21 protein-coding genes are annotated in these 21,377 nt (G+C 51.4%); 5 read left to right on the forward strand and 16 right to left on the reverse strand.

From position 1 onward, the window contains the following. On the forward strand, window positions 1-960 hold a 960-nt coding region (locus ABJN86_RS16500), incomplete at its 5' end, for a tetratricopeptide repeat protein (protein WP_348432311.1). Between the two features lie 146 nt (window positions 961-1,106). Here ABJN86_RS16500 and ABJN86_RS16505 read toward each other — a convergent pair. Beyond that, window positions 1,107-1,322, reverse strand: coding sequence for a WGR domain-containing protein (locus ABJN86_RS16505; RefSeq protein ID WP_348364709.1), 216 nt, complete (start codon window positions 1,320-1,322; stop codon window positions 1,107-1,109). A 5-nt stretch (window positions 1,323-1,327) separates the two neighbouring features. Beyond that, window positions 1,328-1,933: a site-specific integrase gene (locus ABJN86_RS16510; RefSeq protein WP_348364711.1), complete on the reverse strand. Its 606-nt coding sequence runs from the start codon at window positions 1,931-1,933 to the stop codon at window positions 1,328-1,330. A 263-nt stretch (window positions 1,934-2,196) separates the two neighbouring features. Between ABJN86_RS16510 and ABJN86_RS16515 the strand changes: the two genes are divergently transcribed. After that, window positions 2,197-2,691: a hypothetical protein gene (locus ABJN86_RS16515; RefSeq protein ID WP_348364713.1), complete on the forward strand. Its 495-nt coding sequence runs from the start codon at window positions 2,197-2,199 to the stop codon at window positions 2,689-2,691. A gap of 250 nt (window positions 2,692-2,941) precedes the next feature. Here ABJN86_RS16515 and ABJN86_RS16520 read toward each other — a convergent pair whose 3' ends face one another. The 14 genes from ABJN86_RS16520 to ABJN86_RS16585 all read right to left on the reverse strand — a co-directional run bounded on the left by ABJN86_RS16520 (window position 2,942) and on the right by ABJN86_RS16585 (window position 17,284). Then, window positions 2,942-3,586, reverse strand: coding sequence for an MAE_28990/MAE_18760 family HEPN-like nuclease (locus ABJN86_RS16520; RefSeq protein WP_348364714.1), 645 nt, complete (start codon window positions 3,584-3,586; stop codon window positions 2,942-2,944). A 9-nt stretch (window positions 3,587-3,595) separates the two neighbouring features. Next, window positions 3,596-4,702 (reverse strand): DUF262 domain-containing protein, encoded by a 1,107-nt coding sequence (locus tag ABJN86_RS16525; protein ID WP_348364715.1) that lies wholly within the window; start codon window positions 4,700-4,702, stop codon window positions 3,596-3,598. Window positions 4,703-4,884: 182 nt separating this feature from the next. Beyond that, window positions 4,885-5,154: a type II toxin-antitoxin system YafQ family toxin gene (locus ABJN86_RS16530; protein ID WP_348364716.1), complete on the reverse strand. Its 270-nt coding sequence runs from the start codon at window positions 5,152-5,154 to the stop codon at window positions 4,885-4,887. A gap of 3 nt (window positions 5,155-5,157) precedes the next feature. Further along, window positions 5,158-5,412 (reverse strand): type II toxin-antitoxin system RelB/DinJ family antitoxin, encoded by a 255-nt coding sequence (locus ABJN86_RS16535; protein WP_348364718.1) that lies wholly within the window; start codon window positions 5,410-5,412, stop codon window positions 5,158-5,160. A gap of 241 nt (window positions 5,413-5,653) precedes the next feature. Continuing rightward, window positions 5,654-7,024, reverse strand: a complete 1,371-nt coding sequence (locus ABJN86_RS16540) for a replication initiation protein (protein ID WP_348364719.1) — start codon at window positions 7,022-7,024, stop codon at window positions 5,654-5,656. 1,810 nt (window positions 7,025-8,834) lie between these two features. Next, window positions 8,835-9,467 carry a ParA family protein gene (locus tag ABJN86_RS16545; protein ID WP_348364721.1) on the reverse strand — a complete coding sequence of 211 codons (633 nt, stop codon included), beginning with the start codon at window positions 9,465-9,467 and terminating at the stop codon, window positions 8,835-8,837. Between the two features lie 89 nt (window positions 9,468-9,556). Further along, the gene (locus tag ABJN86_RS16550; RefSeq protein WP_348364722.1) at window positions 9,557-10,462 is read right to left on the reverse strand and encodes a replication-relaxation family protein; all 906 of its coding nucleotides are present in this window, start codon (window positions 10,460-10,462) and stop codon (window positions 9,557-9,559) included. A gap of 8 nt (window positions 10,463-10,470) precedes the next feature. Continuing rightward, window positions 10,471-12,261: a type IV secretion system DNA-binding domain-containing protein gene (locus ABJN86_RS16555; RefSeq protein ID WP_348364723.1), complete on the reverse strand. Its 1,791-nt coding sequence runs from the start codon at window positions 12,259-12,261 to the stop codon at window positions 10,471-10,473. A gap of 433 nt (window positions 12,262-12,694) precedes the next feature. Further along, a complete protein-coding gene (locus ABJN86_RS16560; RefSeq protein ID WP_348364725.1) occupies window positions 12,695-13,900 on the reverse strand; it encodes a hypothetical protein in 1,206 nt (401 codons plus the stop codon). A 77-nt stretch (window positions 13,901-13,977) separates the two neighbouring features. After that, complete coding sequence (locus ABJN86_RS16565; protein WP_348364727.1) at window positions 13,978-14,190, reverse strand: hypothetical protein; 213 nt, start codon at window positions 14,188-14,190, stop codon at window positions 13,978-13,980. A 499-nt stretch (window positions 14,191-14,689) separates the two neighbouring features. After that, window positions 14,690-15,025 carry a hypothetical protein gene (locus tag ABJN86_RS16570; protein WP_348364728.1) on the reverse strand — a complete coding sequence of 112 codons (336 nt, stop codon included), beginning with the start codon at window positions 15,023-15,025 and terminating at the stop codon, window positions 14,690-14,692. Window positions 15,026-15,057: 32 nt separating this feature from the next. After that, window positions 15,058-16,104, reverse strand: a complete 1,047-nt coding sequence (locus tag ABJN86_RS16575) for a hypothetical protein (RefSeq protein WP_348364730.1) — start codon at window positions 16,102-16,104, stop codon at window positions 15,058-15,060. Then, the gene (locus tag ABJN86_RS16580; protein ID WP_348364731.1) at window positions 16,097-16,585 is read right to left on the reverse strand and encodes a hypothetical protein; all 489 of its coding nucleotides are present in this window, start codon (window positions 16,583-16,585) and stop codon (window positions 16,097-16,099) included. The genes ABJN86_RS16575 and ABJN86_RS16580 overlap by 8 nt, the downstream gene beginning before the upstream one ends. Window positions 16,586-16,603: 18 nt before the next feature. Further along, window positions 16,604-17,284: a recombinase family protein gene (locus ABJN86_RS16585; protein WP_348364733.1), complete on the reverse strand. Its 681-nt coding sequence runs from the start codon at window positions 17,282-17,284 to the stop codon at window positions 16,604-16,606. A gap of 1,433 nt (window positions 17,285-18,717) precedes the next feature. Between ABJN86_RS16585 and ABJN86_RS16590 the strand changes: the two genes are divergently transcribed. The 3 genes from ABJN86_RS16590 to ABJN86_RS16600 form a co-directional block, all read left to right on the forward strand. After that, a complete protein-coding gene (locus ABJN86_RS16590; RefSeq protein WP_348432318.1) occupies window positions 18,718-20,190 on the forward strand; it encodes a hypothetical protein in 1,473 nt (490 codons plus the stop codon). Further along, on the forward strand, window positions 20,187-21,182 hold the full coding sequence (locus ABJN86_RS16595) for a hypothetical protein (RefSeq protein WP_348432320.1): 996 nt from the start codon (window positions 20,187-20,189) through the stop codon (window positions 21,180-21,182). Before ABJN86_RS16590 ends, ABJN86_RS16595 begins: the two co-directional genes overlap by 4 nt. Beyond that, on the forward strand, window positions 21,183-21,377 hold a 195-nt coding region (locus ABJN86_RS16600), incomplete at its 3' end, for a hypothetical protein (protein WP_348432321.1).

A 21,377-nucleotide genomic window follows, 5' to 3' on the forward strand; every position in this document is an offset into this window, starting at 1 on the left:
ACACGCGGCCTGGAGATCGCAGAGCGTCTGGCGCTGGCGGATCCCAGCAACGCCCAGGCGCAGCGCGATGTCTCCGTCTCGCTCAACAAGGTCGGCGATGTGCGTGTGGCGCAGGGCGATCTTGACGCCGCCCTCAGCGCCTATACACGCGGCCTGGAGATTAGGGAGCCTCTGGCGCTGGCGGATCCCAGCAACGCCCAGGCGCAGCGCGATGTCTCCGTCTCGCTCAACAAGGTCGGCGATGTGCGGCGAGCGCAGGGCGATCTTGACGCCGCCCTCAGCGCCTATACACACGGCCTGGAGATCGCAGAGCGTCTGACGCTGGCGGATCCCAGCAACGCAGAGGCGCAGCGCGATGTCTCCGTCTCGCTCGACAAGGTCGGCGATGTGCGTGTGGCGCAGGGTGATCTTGACGCCGCCCTCAGCGCCTATACACGCGGCCTGGAGATCGCAGAGCGTCTGGCGCTGGCGGATCCCAGCAACACAGAGGCGCAGCGCGATGTCTCCGTCTCGCTCAACAAGGTCGGCGATATGCGTGCGGCGCAGGGCGATCTTGACGCCGCCCTCAGCGCTTATACACGCGGCCTGGAGATTAGGGAGCGTCTGGCGCTGGCGGATCCCAGCAACGCAGAGGCGCAGCGCGATGTCTCCGTCTCGCTCAACAAGGTCGGCGATGTGCGTGCGGCGCAGGGCGATCTTGACGCCGCCCTCAGCGCCTATACACACGGCCTGGAGATCGCAGAGCGTCTGGCGCTGGCGGATCCCAGCAACGCCCAGGCGCAGCGCGATGTCTGGGTCTCCCTTTGGCGAATTCAACAATTTCCAGACAGTGGCGTTTTCTGGAGTGATATTGTGATCAAAATGGAAGCTATGCAACGCGATGGGACACTGTTCCAACCAGATGTAAGGTTTCTTGAACACGCCAAACAACAAGCAAGGGAAGACGAGGCAAAACCCTAAAAAACAATCAGTTTTCAAACTTTTTTGAAAATGACAGGGCTGCAAATGCTCCATCATGCAGCATGTCGGAGGGCAATTTAGATTCCATGGCTTAGCTTGCTCAAAACCCTATTACGCGCTGGTATGTGTAACAATACTGTCCTGCCTTACTCGTAGCCGCGCTTCGCCTTCTGCATATGCAGCTCAAATCGCGCGTTTTTGACGTCTTCTTCGCTATTGAACCAGTCTGTGCGTACCCGTCCTGAAGAGCCAATACGGCCCCATTCACGGATCAACCCCCAGTCACCAAAGAGGCCGCGCACGACCTCCATCCGGTAGAAACGATACAGGTTTATGCCCTCATTTGTTTTTGTCAGATGCATGCCCCCTACCCCCACATCCTCGCCGCAATGTCCCGTTCTTCCTTACCGATAGCATCGGCGTAAATCGCCGTAGTGCTGAGCTGCGCATGCCCCATCCACTTTTGCAGCATGTGCAGCGGAATGCCGTTCATCGTTGCGTTGATCCCAAAGCCGTGGCGCAATCCCTTTGGGCTGCGGTGCGGCGCATCCGGTATCCCGGCCTCGATCATGATCCCCTTCGCGATCTGCCAGACACGCACACGGCTCAGCGGCCAGATCGACGTTCCCGCCTGTTTTCGGGATTTCTGGGCCTCACGGATACCGTGGGCGGTGTTGAGCGTGTCCAGATAATCTGGCGGTACCGGAACGCTCCTGTAGACGATTTTCGAGTTGCCAGAGACATCTTTGCGCTTCTTCAGGCTCCGAATGGCGATTGCCCCGCCCGACAGATCCACGCGGGCCGGAGTGATCTCCAACAGTTCTGATGGGCGGCAGCCCGTGAAGAGCAGCGTCTCGCACAAAGTGCGGTCGCGGGCAGGTTTGTGCCGCGCGACGGTTAGAAAAGCAGCGCGTTCTTCGGCGTTCAGATACAGGCGGTTCCCGCTGCTGTCGTAGAGGCTCATTTCACTCATATTTAACATTTTACCCGAAAACCGTTAAGCGGCGAAGCGAAATCCTCGTGTTATCCCCCACGCTTACGGGTGGCGGACACCAAATCACTTAACACTATTACCAATACTGTTAAGCCATCTACGCTCCACACCCTGCACCCCTTGACGGACGTGACCCGTTTTCGAGAGCTAGGCGAGACCTTTAGGTTGCACGACCTCGCAAAAATCCGTCAAAATCAAAAAACACACGTTTGGGCTGGATACACAGGGATAAGGTGACTTCTATGCGTATTAACTTTTTTCAAAAATCTCCCGATCTTGAGAAGGAAGGAAAGGACTTGATCAGTGCTCACATTGAGAACGCTGCAGGATCGCCGCCCCAAAATACGGGCGATGCAAATGCCAAAATGACAGAAGCGCAAACCGCCATCAAATATGCCAACGTAATCGCCAAATTAGCCAACGAAGGGGCAAATGGGAGCCTTCTAGTTCTCTTAGGATTTCTACTAATCGCTTTATGGTGCGTTGTGTGCTTCGCAGTCTTTGGCGCTGGCAACACTTGGGACAACTACATATCTCAGCATGCATCCGAGCCGGAGAAAATTGGTCTTCTGATTGTTGGCATTCTTTTGACCGTGCTAGGGTGTTGGATCGATATATCTAAGAGTAGGATGAAGCAAAAAGCTTATGAGATTGGTGCTAATGTTGCTCTAGCCCAAATGAGCACTACACAAGGAATCATGGAAGGCACTCAGAATCCGCATAGCGGTCCCAACTAGGTTGAGTGGGCGGGCCATCTTGGCGATAGACTTTCACCTTCTGCGTTACAAGATGCAGATGCTGGGTTTTCTAAGCCTATTAATTCTTGATTCCCACACACGGCCTGCGATCCGAACCTGACTTATGCACCACCCCCTTCGCCCTGCCGCCAAGGGCTACAGGACTGGTGCGCATGTCATGATTTAGGCACCACCTTTTGAAAGCGGTTGCTTGCTGCGATGCACCCGCGGGAACATCCTAGACGCAAGGTTAGGCCGCTCGCCTATAATTTTCGAGCGAAGCCGCATTCTCAATGTCAGTTTTGTACATCCGCATTAGGCTGAGCATGTCATCTACCAAACTCGAAAAATCGCTACCTTCGATGTCGAGGAACTCACCATGAGCGACCTTATTCCTTCGATCTACTAAGCTGGAATCAATCAAATGAAACTTTGTTTCATATGGAGATGTGTCGATGTCTAACGACCCAGCAATATTGCTGAACACCTTCGAAGTAAGGTTAGACCCGGTATTCACCGCGGAGCTGATCTGAAGCTTTGCCGTCTCATTCATGTTCGACAATATGAAATCCATTGCTTCGACGTTCGGTAACGACTTCTTGCTGTCAACAAGCGTATTGATTTTACCTTTCAACCCAAACACTACAAAGCAAGATTTGAGGTCACGGTATCGGAGCGCCCTGCTCTCAACATAGCTAAGATAGATTTCGGAAGAATTCTTTATGAAGCCTTCCCAATGGGCATAGAGAAGAGCGACACCGGCCCGAATGAAGGGCTTGCGCCGCGGGCCGTTGGAGCCTGCCCCCACTTTGAAAACTCCTATTTCCTTAATACGCCAAGCCATTTCTTGGTCTAGTGCGGTCTGCATTTCATTTAGTGTTCTGATCTTGCTCACAGCACGCACTCACGGCTTCATAAGGTCTTCGGCAATTGGCAAGAGGTTTGAAAGGCGCGTCGTTCCGCGAACACCAGCACCAGAGTTCTGAGAAAATGTAGGATCATTTGGTAGGTTCTGCGCTTTTGCTAACAGAAAGGCGTTTCTGTCCAGTACCGCCATGCCTTCTAGAGCAGGCAAGTTCTTAGATACTCCTGTAGCTACAACCTCGAAGAGCGACATCAAGAATTTTCCGGTAAATGCTTGGCCATTCCACCTTTGAAACGAAGATGCCTGCATGGCTGCCTCTAACAACTCAAATGTCTTGGTGAAGACTTCACCTTCTGCTTGCATATCTAAATTTTGATCAGAAGCGAGTTGAAACAATGCATCGTCAAGATACTCGTGTACATCCATTCCATTTTGGTACGGCACTAGACGGAACGCAAGGAAGCGAAGGACTAACTCCGTGCCAGCCTCTTTTTCTAAAGCAGCTTCAGTTTGCCGCGTTGTAAGAACGAAGCTCGGATTGTTGGACAGAGCGATTAGCCAATCATAGAATCCCTTGTTAAGCGATACCGCAATACTATTTCGTACTTCCTGTTCAGACAGGCCTACCCCCCCAGTGTTCAACCGTTGAAAAAGCTCGTATTTTGCAGAGGCGGCGCTTTCCGATTTCAGTATTTCAACTCTGATGCGTGCACGCTTGATTTCAATTTGCAGCTTACTGCCTAGACCATCCTGAACTGCCTCACCCGACGGCATCCAACGTTTGCCATTAAGGCTGGGAAGAAAGCGGGTTCCGTTCAGCATCAATACTCCCAGCTCTTCGGCGCGTTCTCCCAAAAGATCACCTGTAAGCTGCAGCACTGTGGAGACACGCTGAAGGCCATCAATTAACTCCCAAACGCCGTGTTCGTCTTGGAAAACAAATATGGGGGGAACGGGAATTCCGAGAAGAAGCGACTCAACAAAGCGCGTTTTTCGCTGTTCATCCCATCTAAAAAGTCGTTGGAATACGGGATCAATTACTAGCTCTTTATCTTTGTAGAGATTGATAACCTCTCCCAATGACATTTCGTAGCCGTCGGTCACGACCTCTTGTCGAGCGGTCTGCACCTCGTCTATCAGTGTCATTGGCGTTCGCCCTCCCTTGCACGATCAATTCTTCAAAGACTAACGTTCGGTGAAAGGAACTGCCACGAGAAAAGTGGAGCTGCGATTTTCCACGCCTTTACGCCGCCGAAAGGCGCATAAAGCCCTTTTACGTTAAATATTTCTGTGGCTTCTCCCGCGCCACATAGATCAAACTTGCCAGCCTACTTGAACAAATCCGAGTGCGAACCCATCCGGCGCAAGTTTAACAAGCCGTCTTCATATTCGTAGATTAGCAGCCAGTCTGGGGCGATATGGCACTCCCAAGTACCTGTGTACTCACCCACCAGCTTATGAGGTCGGCAACGTTCAGGCAAAGGGCTGTCGGTTGCCAATAACTCTAGGACTTCCGCTAAAACTGCTACTGGCAAGCCACGCTTTAGAGAGCGCTTGAAGTCTTTTTTGAAGCTGGTTGTTTTCTTGATTTGGCGCATTGGCTAGTCGCGTGAATGAAGGTCAGCCATTAGATCATCTACTGAGCTAAAACTTGGTGCATCGGTCAAATCTTCGCTCAATGCAGCCACGGTTTCGTCATTTGGGATTTTCACGTCAAAAGGTAGTCCTTGACGCATAACCAATTGCCGAAACGTCAGCTTGATAAGGTCAGTCGTGTTAAGGCCAAGTTGCGCTAATACTTGTTCAGCTTCGGCCTTAAGGTCTTTATCGATGCGGGCGTTAATTCTTGTTTCCATGCCCACACTGTACACCCAATGGGTTCACGCGTCAAATTTTTCTAAGCTCTTCGTGGTCTTTACGTAGAACAAGCCATCTACGCCGCCCGTCGTCGGCTGGCTTTGTAAGCCGCCTTGCGGGGTTTCCATTCGGCGGGGCCAAGCGAGCTGGCCTGTTGTGCAAACGCTGGATGCGCGAGCCCAAAGGCCAAACAGGTCAAGTATCGCAACAAAGCGGTCCCTTCCAGTAAAAAGCTAAAATTTAAGAAATTGCGCTTTTTTGCTTTTTATATTCTTCAAAGTCCAAATCTTGTGGATCGCCCCAAAGCTTTAAGGCTTCGGCCACAACGTAGCCGCCAAAAATTATCCTGTCGTTGCTTTTGCGTAGGTCGAGCTGGGACGGGTCGCGTTTAATCGCCTCCCACCGCTGGCACATTTCGCGGATCACAAGTGCGTCGGCCACGATCTGACCAAGGGCCGTTATGCTGGCCTCATCTTGCAGCTCAATCAAGTCTTGGGCGCGTGATTTTTGGTAAGTGCTAAATTCAGCTTTCAGCATCTCTTCGGCTTGTTCTGCCTGCGCCTTTTGCTCTCTGGCTTCGGCATTCTTGGCGAGCTGCTTTTGCGCCGCCTCTTCCCGCTTGCGTTCTTCTAGTGACTTGTCGCCATAGCCAGCGCGTAGTGCAGCCACCATGTAGCCTGTTGGGTTTTTATCCGGCTTTTTGGCTTCTACGTAGGCAATGTTTTCAAGAACACCGGCTTCACCTTTTTTGTTGATCCAGTGAATCGCCTCGACATCCTGTAGGCCAATCTCAACAAGTCGTTTGTAGGCTGCGCTCTCTCTGATCCGGCTATGCTCTTTATGGTCAAAGAGCTGCATTTGTGGGTTTTCGCTAACCGTGAATTTGATCTTCGACACTTTTCGCTTTTCGCGCTCGAACTCAGGGCTAACGATGATCCCTGATTTGTCACACACGCCTTGTGTGGCGGCTTTCAAAACTTTGCGGTTAAAGTTCTTGAAGTCGTCATAGTACGGGTCTTTTGCCCCCAACAAACCGCGCCAATCTTCGAGCGGCTTAAAGCCGGTCGAGCCTACGCTAATATAGCGGACGCAGTTCTCGAACAGGTTCAGCTCGTACTTGCTGTCGAACTTATTTTGGGCATTGAGCGAGAGCCAAATGTATTGTTCTGGTTCATGCAGGATTTCGGCCATGTGATCCGAAAACGAGTATTCAATGATCCCGCCCTCGATGATCGCAAAGCTCGACAACAGGCCGTCGCCGCTCACACGTTTGCGCTTGCGGCCTTTCTTGGCTTCTTTTTCGTCAAAGGTCACGGATTTGACCGGCGTTACCCGCAGCTCTTCGAACACGTCATAGAGCGCTTGGTAGTTGTGGCTTTTGAACTCGCACCAGTCGGACACAACGGACACCGGAACCCGGAATGTGCGCTTCCCCTGCCCTAGCCCTTCGTAGGCATTGGCCAGCGCCACGTTGTAGCATTTGCGGTGCAACAGCCCCAGCTCTCCCATGGCAACCTGCACCACCCCGACCGCTTTCTTAAAGCTTTCTGGCATGTTCGCTGGCTGGAAAAATTCCGCCGTGGTATCTGTGATTTCGGTACTGTTCGACATGAGGTTTTCTTATGATTTCCATAAGAATAGCGCTAAAGTGCCCGTGCGGCAATTCAATATGGACACTTCCCACAAATGGACACCCTCCCCACAGATGGACACCTTACGAAAACACGAAACCAATAAAAATCAGTGCCTTAGCGAGATCTCGCGATCTCGTCCCATAAACGGACACCTTTCCCATAGATGGACACCTTAGGTCCCATAGATGGACACCTTAAAAAGCATCTCATCCCACAAACGGGCACCTATACGACAGATAGCCCATTTATATCAAAGACTTATGAGTGCTAAATTAACTACGTTCTTAAAGAATCTAAACAACAACGTTGTTTTTCTTTTGGTTTAGGATTCTTTGAGAAAGCCACTTAGGTTGTGAACAAAACATACGTTTGAGCCGAAAAATACGAATCGTATCTAAGATCAGGCAGCATTGCGCAGCTAAACAAAACGCGGATCACCACCCCACAAAAAGCCAAAAAGTTCCGCGTCGCGTGATTTTTGGGCTACGCTTGCCTCCCAATTCCGCGCCAGAGCCACAGAAACGGGCCTTAGAGGCGTTTTTAGCTGTTTTTGGTGGCTGAACACCATGGTGGTCAGCTTGGGCCTTAAGTGATCTGTTTTGAAGCCGATTAGGTGTAAAAGCTTAAAAGTAAGAAATTACGCTTTTATGCTGCTGCATGGGGCGGCTGGTTTGTCAAAGCGATTTTCACTTTCTAACGAAACTTCAATTACCTTAACATGTCCGAAATTAGGCTATCAACGGCGTTGATATTGCGTAGCATGTCTGGAACACATGCGGCCCCATCATACGGATTACTTTCACGCTCGCCGCATAGGATTGCCGCTGCAAAAACTCCCACAAAGGTAAGCCGATTGGGGTTTCGGGAATATGCTTCCCGTTGCGCTTGAACTTGCCTCAAATATTCTTGGTATGAACTGACCGCCAGAGCATGTAGTTCATTTACATCGCTACGCAACAAAACACTTGCATTCCTTGCACACGATTGAATTGAGTTATTGCCTCTGTTGACGTAACTGTCAGCAAAGAAAGCGTAAGCAACATTTTCTCGTGGGTTGTGACACAAGATCCAATGCCTATTGCCCTCTAAAAACGTGTAAATAAAGTCCCTTGCACACACGGACCTTCCAGTTACAGAACTGGAGTGTAGACCACATCCATCAGCGGCATAGATCAGTACTTGTGAACGCACAAACTGCCCATCACGAATGTCTTGGGCAGACACCTTCAAGGGTAAAACTAGCATCAAAACGACAAACAATAAATATTTCAAAATGGTGATCCTCAATAAAGTTCCCGCATTCAATTTTAGAGAATAGGCTGGACGGCCTCTAACTTGCAAATGCTGTAATTTTCTTCACATAGGAAATTCGTCAACCCAAACGCTTGGCATGCTCTCCAATCGTGGATCACCTACATCTCAATGCCTTCTGTCGCCTTGACCAAACTTGTGGGCGGTGGCCGAAATGCTTCTGCTAGCTTTCAATAAAAAGAATGAAAGCTCTAATTCTTAAATTTAAGCAATTTATCTTTGAGCCTTATATACTTCGAGCATCCGCTCTAATAGTTCAACGTGTTTAAGGTCATCTTGCACGGCAACCGTCTTAAATTCCTTCATCCACTCAGGGCTAACCCGCGTCCCAAATGGCTCTGTTCGACCTGTTTTTTTACGGGCCTTCCGGACTTCTGGCGCGGCTGGCGCGTGTTCGGGTTGTTCTAACGTCGAACTGGCGTCTGTGGGCGGTGTGCCAAGCCTGTTTGGCTTCTTTTTCGGGGGGAGCTTTGTGTTCATTGTTCTGCGATTTTATTGATTAGAGATTGCATGAGTAAACCAGCCTTATCGTTGAGCGCTTTGTAGCGCGTTTCAGTCACGGCTCGTCCGTCGTTCTGGGCTTGTCTATAGGCCGGTTTTTCATACAAGCAGCCCTCCAGTGTTGTGTAACCGGCTTCTGCTATGAAGTCGCGGGCCTCACGGATTTCGGCCTCTGTTGTGACGCGAGTAAGGGCCAGCACGATCTTGTTTGTGTCCACGCCTGATTTGCGCAGCTCATTGGCCAGCCGGATCGCTGGCATAAGGTCGTCGCGACTTGCGCAAGTTGGTATCACAGACAAATCCGAATGCTTGGCGAGGTCGGCGGTTACAGCGCTAGCCCGTGCTGCTGCATCCAAAATGAGCAGATCGTGGCTATCAGCGCTTTTGAGGGCCGTTGCGACCGTTCCAATCACTTCGACTGATCCCACTTGATCGAGGCCAGAGTTTAGCCTGACCTTGTGCCAGTCGGCCACCGTGCCTTGTTGTGTGTCCAAGTCAGCGACTTTGACGTCCCAGCCACCAGCGCAAGCTTCACGCGCTAGCGCACGGGCGAGGGTGGATTTCCCAACGCCGCCTTTTTGAGCAATAAATGATACGATATATCCCATGCACTCAGTGTAGCTATCGGCGCAAAAGTTGGAAAGTTAAAAATCACAAAAGCATAAAAACTGTAATTTAAGCAATTTATAGATAGCCCTTATAAAGAAAGGTCGTCCGGCAAAATCGGCTCGTCTAAACTTAACGTCTGTACAGGGTTTCCTGTCTTGGGAAACGGGTCGGCGGGTTCACCGTCTGCGAACTCCCAGCCCTCTGAAAAGTCCTCTGCCAGTTGTTCAGTGGTGTTGAAGTAAAACAGGTGCTTGAATGCGGCAAAATCTGGTGTGGCCATGAGGTGCTTTTTGACCCCGCGTAGTACGTTGTCGAGCGTGTGGACAGAACAAACCACGGCGGGGAACTCTACCCCATATTTAAAACTTAGGTCGCCGTTTTCGAGCATGTCCATGTAACGCTTGATCTGTGTGTAGACTTGCTTTGTTTGGGTCGTTCGGTGGATTTCCAGCGCGTAGAGTAGGGGCGTATCGTTCAAACTAACTGAAAATATCCCGTCTGCAATTATTGGCCGGTCGCTGCCTCTGATTTCGATAGTGGTCAATGGCTCAAAATCACCGCCGCGCCTCGATCCTGAAACATCAAAATCCATGTCGCTTAAGCCAACTTGTGCGCCCCGTGACGCTGCCCACATGCGCAAGCCAATGTGAAAATCTACCTGCGCAAAGCGGTGCTTGGCCATGCGTTCGCCAAACTGCACTTGGCCGGTTGGATAGCGGAACTCTTCGAGCGGTAGCTTGTACATGGTGGCCAGCTCTTCGGCGCCGTGTTTGGTGAGATAATGAACCTTGGGAAGCCAGCGGCTAAGGCTGGCGGCTTTCGCCAGTGGGCGGGCGCGGCGCTCTAGCCGGTTCAACACATAATCGCGCATAACGGTATCGCTTGCGGCCACGCCAAGGCGCACGAACTGTTTAGGCGTCAAAAACCTAAAGCAAGCCAAAGCCACCAGCGCTTTGCGCGGCTCTTCGGCAAGGGTTTTGATAATATCACTCATAAGGCGCTCTAGGGGTTGTTTGTGTTTTTGGTGAACTTTGGGGCGTCGAACATTGGCTTGCGGCCAGCGTTGTGCGTTTGCAGCGCCGTAGAGCTTGGCCGCGCCTCACTGGTGGGCGTTCGTTGATATTCAGACGGGGTAGGGTGGTCGGGGCGGTAGTACAGCTCGCCTTGCTTGTATTTGACCGCTGCCCACGCTTCACCGCTCAGTCTATGCTTGCCGCTCAAAACGTCAATTTTGGTGCGTACTGGTTCGCGCTCCGGCTCGATCTGGTAAAAGTGCAAGGGTGGCATAGCGCGAATTTCATCCGCTGTTATGGGTTGTTCCTTGCCCATCACTTCGGCGGTTTTACCCTTGTTTCGGCCTATCAGATAGCAGCCCACATTTCCTAGAATGGCGTCTAGTAGGTCACGGCCAACTTGTTCGGTGCGTTGGGTCGCTAGGGTCGCGTAGAGGCCAAATTTTCTCGTCTCTCCCATGATCTCTTGAATGGTTGGACTGACAAAATATTGGCACTCATCTGCAAAGAGGTGGATCGGGTGGCGCTTGTGCTTTGGCCGCGCCATCGCAAAGCTGACAAGGTAGGCATTGATGAGCTGGCCTATGGTCGTAATGGCCTCTTTGCTTTGCTCGTCTGGGTCAAACTCAAATACGATGATTTTGCCGCCGTCCAAACAAGCGGGCAGGTCAAAGGTGCTTTCGTTGCATAGAAAATCCCGAATGGCTGGATCGGCTACAATGTCGCTGAAACGGGCGCTCAGTGCTTCTTTTGAGCTTTCCTTGGTTTTGTCGTGAAACCTGTACTTGAAAAAATCGCGGTTCTCTTCGTTTGGCAGTTGGGTCTTGCCATAACTCACAAGGTCGCTGTTGCGGTTGTCGTCCATGAATCGAACAAGGTCTTTGAAAGTGCAGCCTTCTTTGTGCAGCAACACGCCCAGAATGGGCAGTAGGAACGGTTTTTGCGCCTTTGAGAAGGGTTCGCCGTTGATTTGCTCCAATGCCCCTAGAAACTGCTTCTGGCGTCTGTAGAGGGCGCTTTCGTCGCGGAACTCCGGCGGGCAGTCAAACGGGTTGAACGAGATTTTACGCCCCTTGATATGGTTCGCCTTGATATGAACCAAACGCCCGCTGGTGGCGTTCTCAGGAAAGCGGGCAACATCGTTGGCTAGATCGCCGTGCGGATCGAGGATCACCAAAGCGGGTTCGATGTTGACCGTCACATAGTGGCGGATCAAGTGCAGCATGGTTTGGGATTTTCCCGACTTCGTACCGGCACAAATGAACGTGTGCGCTTTGCGGTTCTCTTCGTTAACGGCTAGGCACTTTGGGGCAAAAAAAAAGCTCTGCACAAACGCCGGAAAATCCACTTCAAGGGCGTTGCGAAAAGCCACCATATAGCCGCGTTCATCAAAGTTATCAGACGCACGGATAGCGCGTACTTGTAGTGATAATTCCTGATAGTCTTTAAGGGCAGTTTCGTAGGCATTTTGGGCTTGTGTGAGATTGTAGGCGGCTACGCGCTTTCTAGCGCCTTGCTGGCCGTATTTTGTGACGAGGGCAGGGGGCAAAGGGGCGTTCGGCTCTGGCCATAACGCGGGGTCTTTGGGGTCTGGTTCTGTTGGTTTTTCCAGCGGTGTGTTTTGCAACCGCTTGAACTGTGTAAGCGTCCAGAACGCCCCTGTCTGTTCTGCAACAGTATTGCAAATGTGAGCAGCAAGGTTGGGGTTGTCTGCCAGTGTGAACGTGCCGTAGGGTATTTTTAGCGGGTCGATTGCTGGCGCAGAATTTGAAATTTCCAAGCTTAAGCTGGCGAGAGTTTTTTCAAATGCGCTTATGACCTCTTGTCTCAAATCCCCACAACCTTTTGTATTGTATTGACTTTTGTTTAGATCATGGTTTTGCGTATTGTGACGATAATCTCAATATAACAATAAGAACAATGCGTTACCTGTCAAATGCAAATTAAAATCTCTCTACAATACTCCGTCTTGCCTTCGTTCTCTCCGTCCTCGTCTTCATCGCTCCCTCACTGTCGTTCGCTCCCTCTTCATCCTCGTCCGTCATTCACTCATCCAAGCCCTCATATTGTAGTTCGCCCCGCCCACCCATTCGCTACGCTCATCCCTTAAGAATTTTATTTTCTCCTCACCGTCCCGTTCCCAATATCCCCGCGCCGGTGGCGCGGGTGTTGCGCGGGATCAAACGGGGGAGGGTGGCAAAACCTCCAGCGGTTCAAAGATCAAAAACACGGCGTAGATTTACGACACGATTTTGCAGCTCGTTTGTGGCTCTTAGCTTCGTTTCTGTTTGTACGATTTCGCGTAACTTCGCGCGGCGTTTTCCAGCCAAAATTTCCAGCTTAGAAAGCTGGGCGATTTCGTTCCGTTTTTTGGTGATTGTTGCTTTGTGCTTGCGGCTGGCGTTTTGGGTTTTTGTGGCCAAGGCTGACCAGCCGTTCTTGTGGGCTTCGGCCAAGATAAAAGCGGCCTCATCGCGCCAGCCTTTTGCCGTGTTGTAACTCATCTGTCCCAAGTCTTGCGCGGTGGTTTTGTTGCGGCTCTTGTCGCTGGTTGGTTGGGGGATTTTACCCCAAATCAAAAGCTGTAGTGATAACCCCAAACGCTGCGCCCCGCTGGTGGTCTGCGCTATGTGCTGAAACAGTAAGCGTTTGCCTTCGCGGTGGCTGGTGTCGAGCTGGCTTTTCAGGTGCGCGAACAGTTCGGGCTGTTCGGTCTCGATCGCGTCGATCGTGGCGCGGCTCATAGCTTGGCGGGTGTGTTGCCAAAGCTTTGTCTTGTTTAAGCCGTGGCCGCGTTTTGGGGTACGGCTGGCGGTGACGATATACGCGCCGTTGCGGTCTTGCTTGAGGCCGTCCGTGTTCCCGTACTTCACAACCACGTCTGGCATGGTGGCGGGGTTGATTTGCATGGCCTTAAGCCGGTTGCCGAATTTGCGGTGTGTTCCATGAAAGGCCGCAAGGCTTAGTTTGTGGGTGGCAAGGTTTGGCGGCAATTTGAGACTGTCCGCGAACGGTCGCAAAGTCGGCTTTGCCGTTTCTGTAGTGATAACTCCTGTATCTTGCGGCTCGATTAGTTCGCCGGTTTGCATGTCTACAAGTTGAGGCCGCCCGTTGACCTCTAAACGCTGATAGCGCGGCTCTGGTGTGGTTTCCGGCGGCGTTGCCGCCTCTTGGGGCTGTGTGGTGATTTCTGGCGCTCTGGTGGCCGTTTGGCTGGCTTTGCGTACCGACTGCACCAGTGCGGCCATGTCGGCCTGTTCTAGTTGTTTGCGTGTGGCTTGTACCTGTTGCGCCACCGCGGGTTCCATCGCCCCCAAGTATTCAACCGTGCGCGTTCGGACGCTGCCCCCTTCGCGGTAGCTTTCTTGTATATAGCCGTAGTACCGGCCTTTGACTTTCTTGATTGTGAGATAGGCCAAAAACACCCCCGTGGTCGTGGGCTTTGTATCATACTGCTATAGTGATGACTGGCTTAGCGTTGATGTAAAACCGCTGCCTAGTGAAAGGCTGTAAAGTACAAAACGAGCAACAACATCGCGATGATTGCCACACCCGCGACAATGCCATGCGACCCGATTGCTTCCAGCCTAAATTCGCCCTCTGGGGTTCTCCTGAACCTCAATGTACTCTGTTGTGGAGCAGAGGTGACAGTGTTGTTAGGCGTACTTTCGTTCACCCGCTCTTCGCCATTTATTTGCCATTTATCCATGTGCTTGCCTTTTAGAAATACGGTACAACTGAAGCGCAATTGTAAGCGAAGTCTTCGCTATATCGGCCTACGATTGTAGCCCACTTATCGTCATGGGTGGTCTTACAAGTTGGCGAACAAACCCACGCCTTACTTCCTCGATTGGGGGTAGCCATGTATTGCCCGCATTCTGCACACTGACCCTGAACCCAATCAATGTCTGGGTGTTTTGCAGCAGCCTTTTTTAAAAGTAATTCGAGGCGTTGCCCTTCGATGTACCTATCAAAATCAGCACGGTGCACTCTCCAACTATTGCCGACTTTTATGCCTACTAATTCGCCTGATTTGAGCCACTCGCGGACAGTTTTTGAGGTAACCCCTATGTCTTCAGCAATAGCCTCTGCGCTTATGTAATTACTCATCGGCCTCAAACTTCAGTGCGTTTCTATTGTTCATAAAGTTCGGATAGTTCGCAATGTTCGTTAAGTCAAGCTGCAAATTGAGGCACTAGGGCCAATAACTAGCGGGTTTGATCTATCTCTCTCAACATACGCAACATAGTGCGCTGCATGTCCATAAAATCAAAAATGCGCTTTTGAACCTCTTGGCTGGTAGCCCTGCCGCTGTCCAAGTCCTTAAACTGCCCTTCAATAAACCTCTCGACTTTGAAAAGTGGGTCTATGCGGTCAAGCTCTTGGGTTTCGTCAATATAGGCTTGCTCGTCTGGGGAGAGGGCTTCGTGTGCGGCCAGCTTGTCGCGGATCGTATCTAGAAAACCTAGCGCCCTGTTTGGGTTTTCTGTCTGGTGTTTGAAGCGCTCAAAATCGAAGTCGTGTCCTGGCTCTTCTGTGGCCATGTGTTTGGGTGGTTAGGTTTGGATATTATACCTTAATTATTGGGTTCCTCAAAATCTGGTTTCGACTTTTCGCGGTTCGCTTGCCAGCGAGCAATTTCGGCCATGTCTGCGGCCACGCTGTCCAGTTCTTCGGCACGGGCATCTTGGCCAATTTCAAGCGCGTGGCTCATTTCGTCTTTGCGTAGGTAGTGTTTCAACACCAAAAGCTTGGCTGCGTTCAAGGTGTCGGTAATGCTCTTTTGTGTGGTCAAAGCCATTATTTCCATGGCTTTGCGTATGTCCTCGTTTGTCTCATGGGTGACATTCAAGCGGTGTTCTTTGCCATTGGCGATAATGCGGCCAATATCAGAAATTTCGTTTGCCTTGATGATTTCCAAGGCTTGACCGTGGCTCAGTTCGGACTGTTCGCGGGCAATTGTACCGTGTATCTGTGCAAGCTCGATCTCGTGACCGTTAGAAACGGCAATTTCATTTGCGCGGTTCTGGGCGGTGTATTCTTCCAGCTCGCGCCGCTGTTGCCACTCGAATTGCAACGTGGCCGCTGTGGCCTTGGCTCTGTACCGCTCGACTTCCAGCGTTGTTTTTCCATCTGCTTCGGCTTTAGCAAGTTGGGTTTTGGCCGCTTCCATCTTGTCTTTTTCGGCTTGGGCAAATTTGCGCTCGGCCAGATCATGGCTTTGCATGGCCAACTCGGCTTTCTGCGCCTCTGCATCCATCACAGCACGGTCACGCTCAACGGTGAAACTAGCGGCGGATTGGCTGGCATGATTTCGCGCCGTTTGGGCTGCGTCCCGCGCCTCGGCAAGTGTAGTTTGTGCTTCGTTCAATTCGCGCTCAAGCTGGGCTTTGTCACTCTCAAGGCGCGCTTTCTTTTCCGCACGGTTAGCGCGGCTGTTCTGGTCGCTTTCTGCGTAGTGCATGGTGTTGTTCAGATCAGCCAGTTGGCGGCGCTTCGTCTCTATCTTGCTGGGGTGGCTAGCCGTTATCCGTTCGGCAGCACTGACGGCCTTTTCGGCGGCGGCCAGCTCTACTTGCGCGGCTTCATAGCGGCGTTCGCTGTCTGTTTTTGACCTAACCATCGTTTTTTAGACCGTTTATCAAGCCATCAAGGGACGCGCTAGCTTGCTCTTGTGCTTTAGCGTTGGCCTCTGTGGTAAGGCGAGCGGCTTCGGCTTGGGCTTGCATTATCTGTAAGTCGATCAGCTTTTTTTGTATCTCGCGGTCGTTTTCGGCTTCTTCAATATGCTTTATATCGCCTTCCACCCTTGATATTCTGTCATCTAAATCGGTAAGTCTTTTTATCTGCTCTTGGCAACGCTGTACTGCGGCTTTTCCTAGAGCCATATGTCTCTCAAATACGGCAATTGTTTCCTTGTTAGGCACATCTTCAGCAAGGGCTTTATTGATTACATTTTGGAAGTGATCAATATTTCCTAGTGCGTCCTCTAAAAGTCTAACATTTAATTCCATTTCACCATTTTTATGACTTTCATTTCTTTGTTCTATAAGCTGAACAATCTCGAAAATTTTCAGCTCTAGTAGTGACTTTGGGTTATTCATTTGGTGCACCCCTACCTGCTATTTAAAGCATATACCAAGATCATTGCACCTATTTAATAGCTTATAAACCCGTGATCTATGCCAAATGCCGCCCTTCGTAGTAGGCACTGCGCGAACGTTTAGCTCTCGGGTCAAGCTGGTAATGCTTGTGCGTAGATCTTCGGGGATCTGGCGGATCTGTTCGGCTGTAGATCTGGCAAATTCATCGGCGGCTTGCCGGTTCGCTTTGGCAAGCTTCGCACCGTTCTTGCCTAGCTTCACCCCTCTAGCCTTGGCCGCTGCTAGGCCGTCTTTGGTTCTTTGACTTATCATCTCGCGTTCATGTTCCGCGAAGGCGGCCAACATATGAACCATAAGGGGGTTGGCGTGTGGATTGTCGCAAGCCACAAAGTTGATGTTTGTTTCCATTAAGCCGGAAACAAAGTGGACGTTCCGCGCCAGCCGGTCGAGCTTGGCAATTACAAGCGTTGCTTTGTGGCGTTTGCAGTTTTTGACGGCTTCGGCCAGCTCTGGCCGGTTTTTCTTTTTGCCGCTCTCAACCTCTGTGTACTCTGCCACCAGCTCCACTGTTGGGCCTGTGGCTAGGTAGGCTTGTACGGCCATGCGCTGCGCTTCTAACCCTAAGCCACTCTCGCCCTGCCCCGTGGTCGAGACGCGATAGTAAGCAACGAATTTTGAGGCCGGTGTGTGTTGGTTCATGTCCTAAGTGTATCACATAAACGGTCGTTTACTTGTTACACTTTTGGGGAAACCTGCCCCACGCCAAGCATTTCTTACAACCCAAACATGAAGCCCCGCCCACAACAAACGACGAACAACCGCTAACAGGTTTTATGTGAACGTCCTTAGGGTTGTGTTAGGGGCGAGATTGGTAGTGGTTGAAAGGTTTGCTGATCTTGATCTGCTTCGCATATCCTCTCACTATTCATTGAATCAAATGAGCGAGATGATGTTTTCTGACTACGGAATTCCGGATGGTCACAGCGTCAGTCGCCTACATTGCCATGAGGCAGGAAAATTCTTCGTTGCGCATACTCGTCATGGAATTAGGCCGTGTCCGTCCGTTGAATGCACTCTGGCGGCACACTGATCTGCTCTGTCATGCTGCTGTTACTTGTGGTCACCCGCGTGCGCTGCTTTAATCTCGGTTAGGTTTTGGGTTAACTGGATTGGTCCTGAGATGAAACTAGTAAAACTGACTTTGGCAATGGTTGTTTTCGTCTGTGGCACCACAGCAATCGCAGATGAGGCTATTCTGAAGCCGGGAAAATCTGTAGAATACAGCGTTTTTGTCAGCGAGTTTTCCATTAGTCATGGCAATGCTCGCTCAGCTTCCGTTGTCTGGTACGTAAGTATAACAAGAGGGGGTGGGACGAGTATGTTGGACATGGCGGTAGGTGGTAGTCGGAAGGGGAAATGGATACGTGCTGATCTCCGATCAGAAGATACAGAGTATGAGTTCATTCGAGGTAAGGCTGGGAATTTACTGGTTTTTGCTAAAGAACCCGGTGCAGTAACGTTGCCTACAATTCAACTTTGTAGGCGAGGGTCGGAGCCAGATGGAAGCGGTTCGTCTCTTGCAATCTGTCGCAAACCGGTCTCAATAAATCAGTTTCCATTTGAGTAGAGATCGCCAATATTTCAAACTATCCATGTAGATGTGAGTCTACTTGTGAATTTTGCAAAGCATGCTGGGCTACCATTGATTATCCTCCACGAACACCAGATTTCCATCATCTGGAATATGGTATCCTCTGGTATCACGCGTACAGACTATTGGCTGTGCCGCCTATGCCCACGTTCGGGAGATTATGAGAAAGTCACCCAGCTAAACGGCATCCATATTTAATGTCTCCGTTATCATCGTGTGTTTCAAGTGATTGTTTTTAATATATAATTATTCCCAAATAACGGGTTTTATGTAAACCACAAGCGGCTCTTTTAACATAATTTAGCCTATAGGTCATAAGTATTGCCCTAAAATCTGATAGGGTTCATTATGGTATTTTTTGAAATCCTCTGAATGAGAAGTTTTTCAACTTATGCATTCATGTGGCGTTAACTCTCTATTGTTCAGGAAAAACGGACTGCTAAGGTGCTATCGATCTAGTTTAGTTTTGAGAAGATCGATTTTGAGCACGAAACGTTTCATTCTCGCGGCAATAATAGTATGTTCATCCGTTGCATACGAAGCACCCGCCATTGCGCAGACGTTGATCGAAGCAACGATCCCGGTTTCGGAAGCACAACGTCAGGTATTGGCGGCTGTTGCGGCTGCCGAGGCGACGCGCGAAGCCATGGACCGGCAGAATGACCGGGCGCTGCGCCGCAAGCTGTTTGAGCTCGAAGACCTGCGCGCCGAAATTTTTGAGCTGGAAGCCGAAGGTAGTTCTGCATCTGCCGAAATCGAGGATCTGCGTAATGCGTTGGCGGTGCAGCAAGCACAATTTGTCGAAGATCTGGAGACGCGTGATCGGGTCTACGCAGAGGAGATCGCTACCTATCGCCAAGCCGTCGAGGACATTGCGGCGACACCAGAAGGTCTGGCCGCCTTGGAGCGGTTCAACGCAGGCGAAGAGGCCGAAGCGCTTGCCATCCTCGATAGCTTGCGTGCGGTGCGTGATTTGGCCGCTGCGCGCCGGATTTCCCAGCTTGCGTTGGACGCCTGGCGCAGATCAAAGGTCAGCACGCTGAGTGTTATTGAGCGCTATGAAGAAATTACGGTACTTGACCCAGATGTTTTTGGGGACTGGATAGAACTCACCCGGTTGCGGGTCATCGCGGGTGATCTGGAGGCCGGGTTGCTAAGTGCGCGGGCCGCGCAATCCGTGGCGACTAATGACCGGGAGCAAAGCGTCGCGTTCGAGGATATTGGGAATATTGGATTTAGGCAGGGCGATCTTGACGCGGCCCTCAGCGCCTATACACGCGGCCTGGAGATTAGGGAGCCTCTGGCGCTGGCGGATCCCAGCAACGCCCAGGCGCAGCGCGATGTCTACGTCTCGCTCATCAAGGTCGGCGATGTGCGGCGAGCGCAGGGTGATCTTGACGCCGCCCTCAGCGCCTATACACGCGGCCTGGAGATTGCAGAGCGTCTGGCGCTGGCGGATCCCAGCAACGCAGAGGCGCAGCGCGATGTCTACGTCTCGCTCACCAAGGTCGGCGATGTGCGTGTGGCGCAGGGCGATCTTGACGCCGCCCTCAGCGCCTATACACACGGCCTGGAGATCGCAGAGCGTCTGGCGCTGGCGGATCCCAGCAACGCAGAGACGCAGCGCGATGTCTCCGTCTCGCTCAATAAGGTCGGCGATGTGCGGCGAGCGCAGGGTGATCTTGACGCCGCCCTCAGCGCTTATACACACGGCCTGGAGATTAGGGAGCGTCTGGCGCTGGCGGATCCCAGCAACGCCCAGGCGCAGCGCGATGTGATCGTTTCTTTGTTTAAAATCAGTTCAGCTTCTTCAGCTCAAGATAATTTGGCCGAGGCTAGAGCCTATTTGCAACGCGCACTTGTTCGTAACGCTGACCTCATTGCAAAGTTTCCCAACCCACAATGGCAAAACGACCGGATTATTATTCAAAATGCGCTGGAGGCGATACAGTGAACTACCATATCATTTCATCTGACGCCTCTCCTGCACGGTCCCAAAATATCATCGATGCCCTCTCCAGTTTGGGTTTCATGCTGGACCCTGACCCCGAGGAGCAGGGCGTACACCCCGAGCCCGTTGTTATTTTTTGGTCAAAAAACACCACCCTTAATGAGGTGGTTTTGAAGACCGACTTAGAGGCCCTTGCTGGTGCCGGAAGGTTAATTTCTGTTCTGGTTGAAAAAGTCTCTCTACCTGACGAATTGCCCAAACATCCTGTGGTGGATCTCGTAGGCTGGCGGGGATCGAAACAAAACCCATTTTTCCAGGATTTAAGAGCGTATCTGGAAGCGGCTTCACAAAAGGTCGCTCCCCCGCCCCCAAGAGGGCCAGTTGTGCGGTTGGTTCAACGCCTATGCGCGGGTTTGACCGTAGGCGTCATTATTGCCTTTGCCTTTGGTTTTGCTCTTAATCTTTTAGAGCTTCAAAACAATCTTTGTTCGATTGGTTTCAACCAACCAACACTGTCAGACTTTTGCGGAAAATACGGGTTAGGTGATAAACCAACACGAGACGAACGCGTGGCATGGGAAGCCAGAGAACCAGGCAGTTGCGACGCTTTGAGGGCCCATATCGATACGTTTGGTGAAACCGGCACGTTGCATGATCGGGCAGCGGCAATGCTCGACGCCCGCCGTGTGACTATCGATGAGCGATGGGTCAAAGACGTACAGAGAACTATTTTTAGCCAGTCAATCACTTCACAAGTGGCTCCCACAGAACAGGCTGCGCGCCTTGCCGCGCTCGATAGCGCACAACGGGTGGCAGAAGCCAGTTGCCGAGCATTTTCTGAGAGCGATCTATATCGATACGCAGGGTTTGATGTGCAAGCTGAAAGCTGGGACTGTTTGTCATTGAGCGACGGGCACTACTGTGGGTTTGACGGGGAGCGGCTGTGCAATCTCGAGCGTGTTGTTAGAACAGAAGTCGAAACTTGTGGGCAGTAAATGAAACGAATTCTAGTATTCGCCCTTGTCTTTGGAGGCATCTTTGGCCCACTTCGTTCTAGTCGACCCGCCATTGCGCAGACGTTGATCGAAGCAACGATCCCGGTTTCGGAAGCACAACGTCAGGTATTGGCGGCTGTTGCGGCTGCCGAAGCGACGCGCGAAGCCATGGACCGGCAGAATGACCGGGCGCTG

This window comes from Litoreibacter sp. (assembly GCF_039974535.1).
Lineage (GTDB): Bacteria > Pseudomonadota > Alphaproteobacteria > Rhodobacterales > Rhodobacteraceae > Litoreibacter.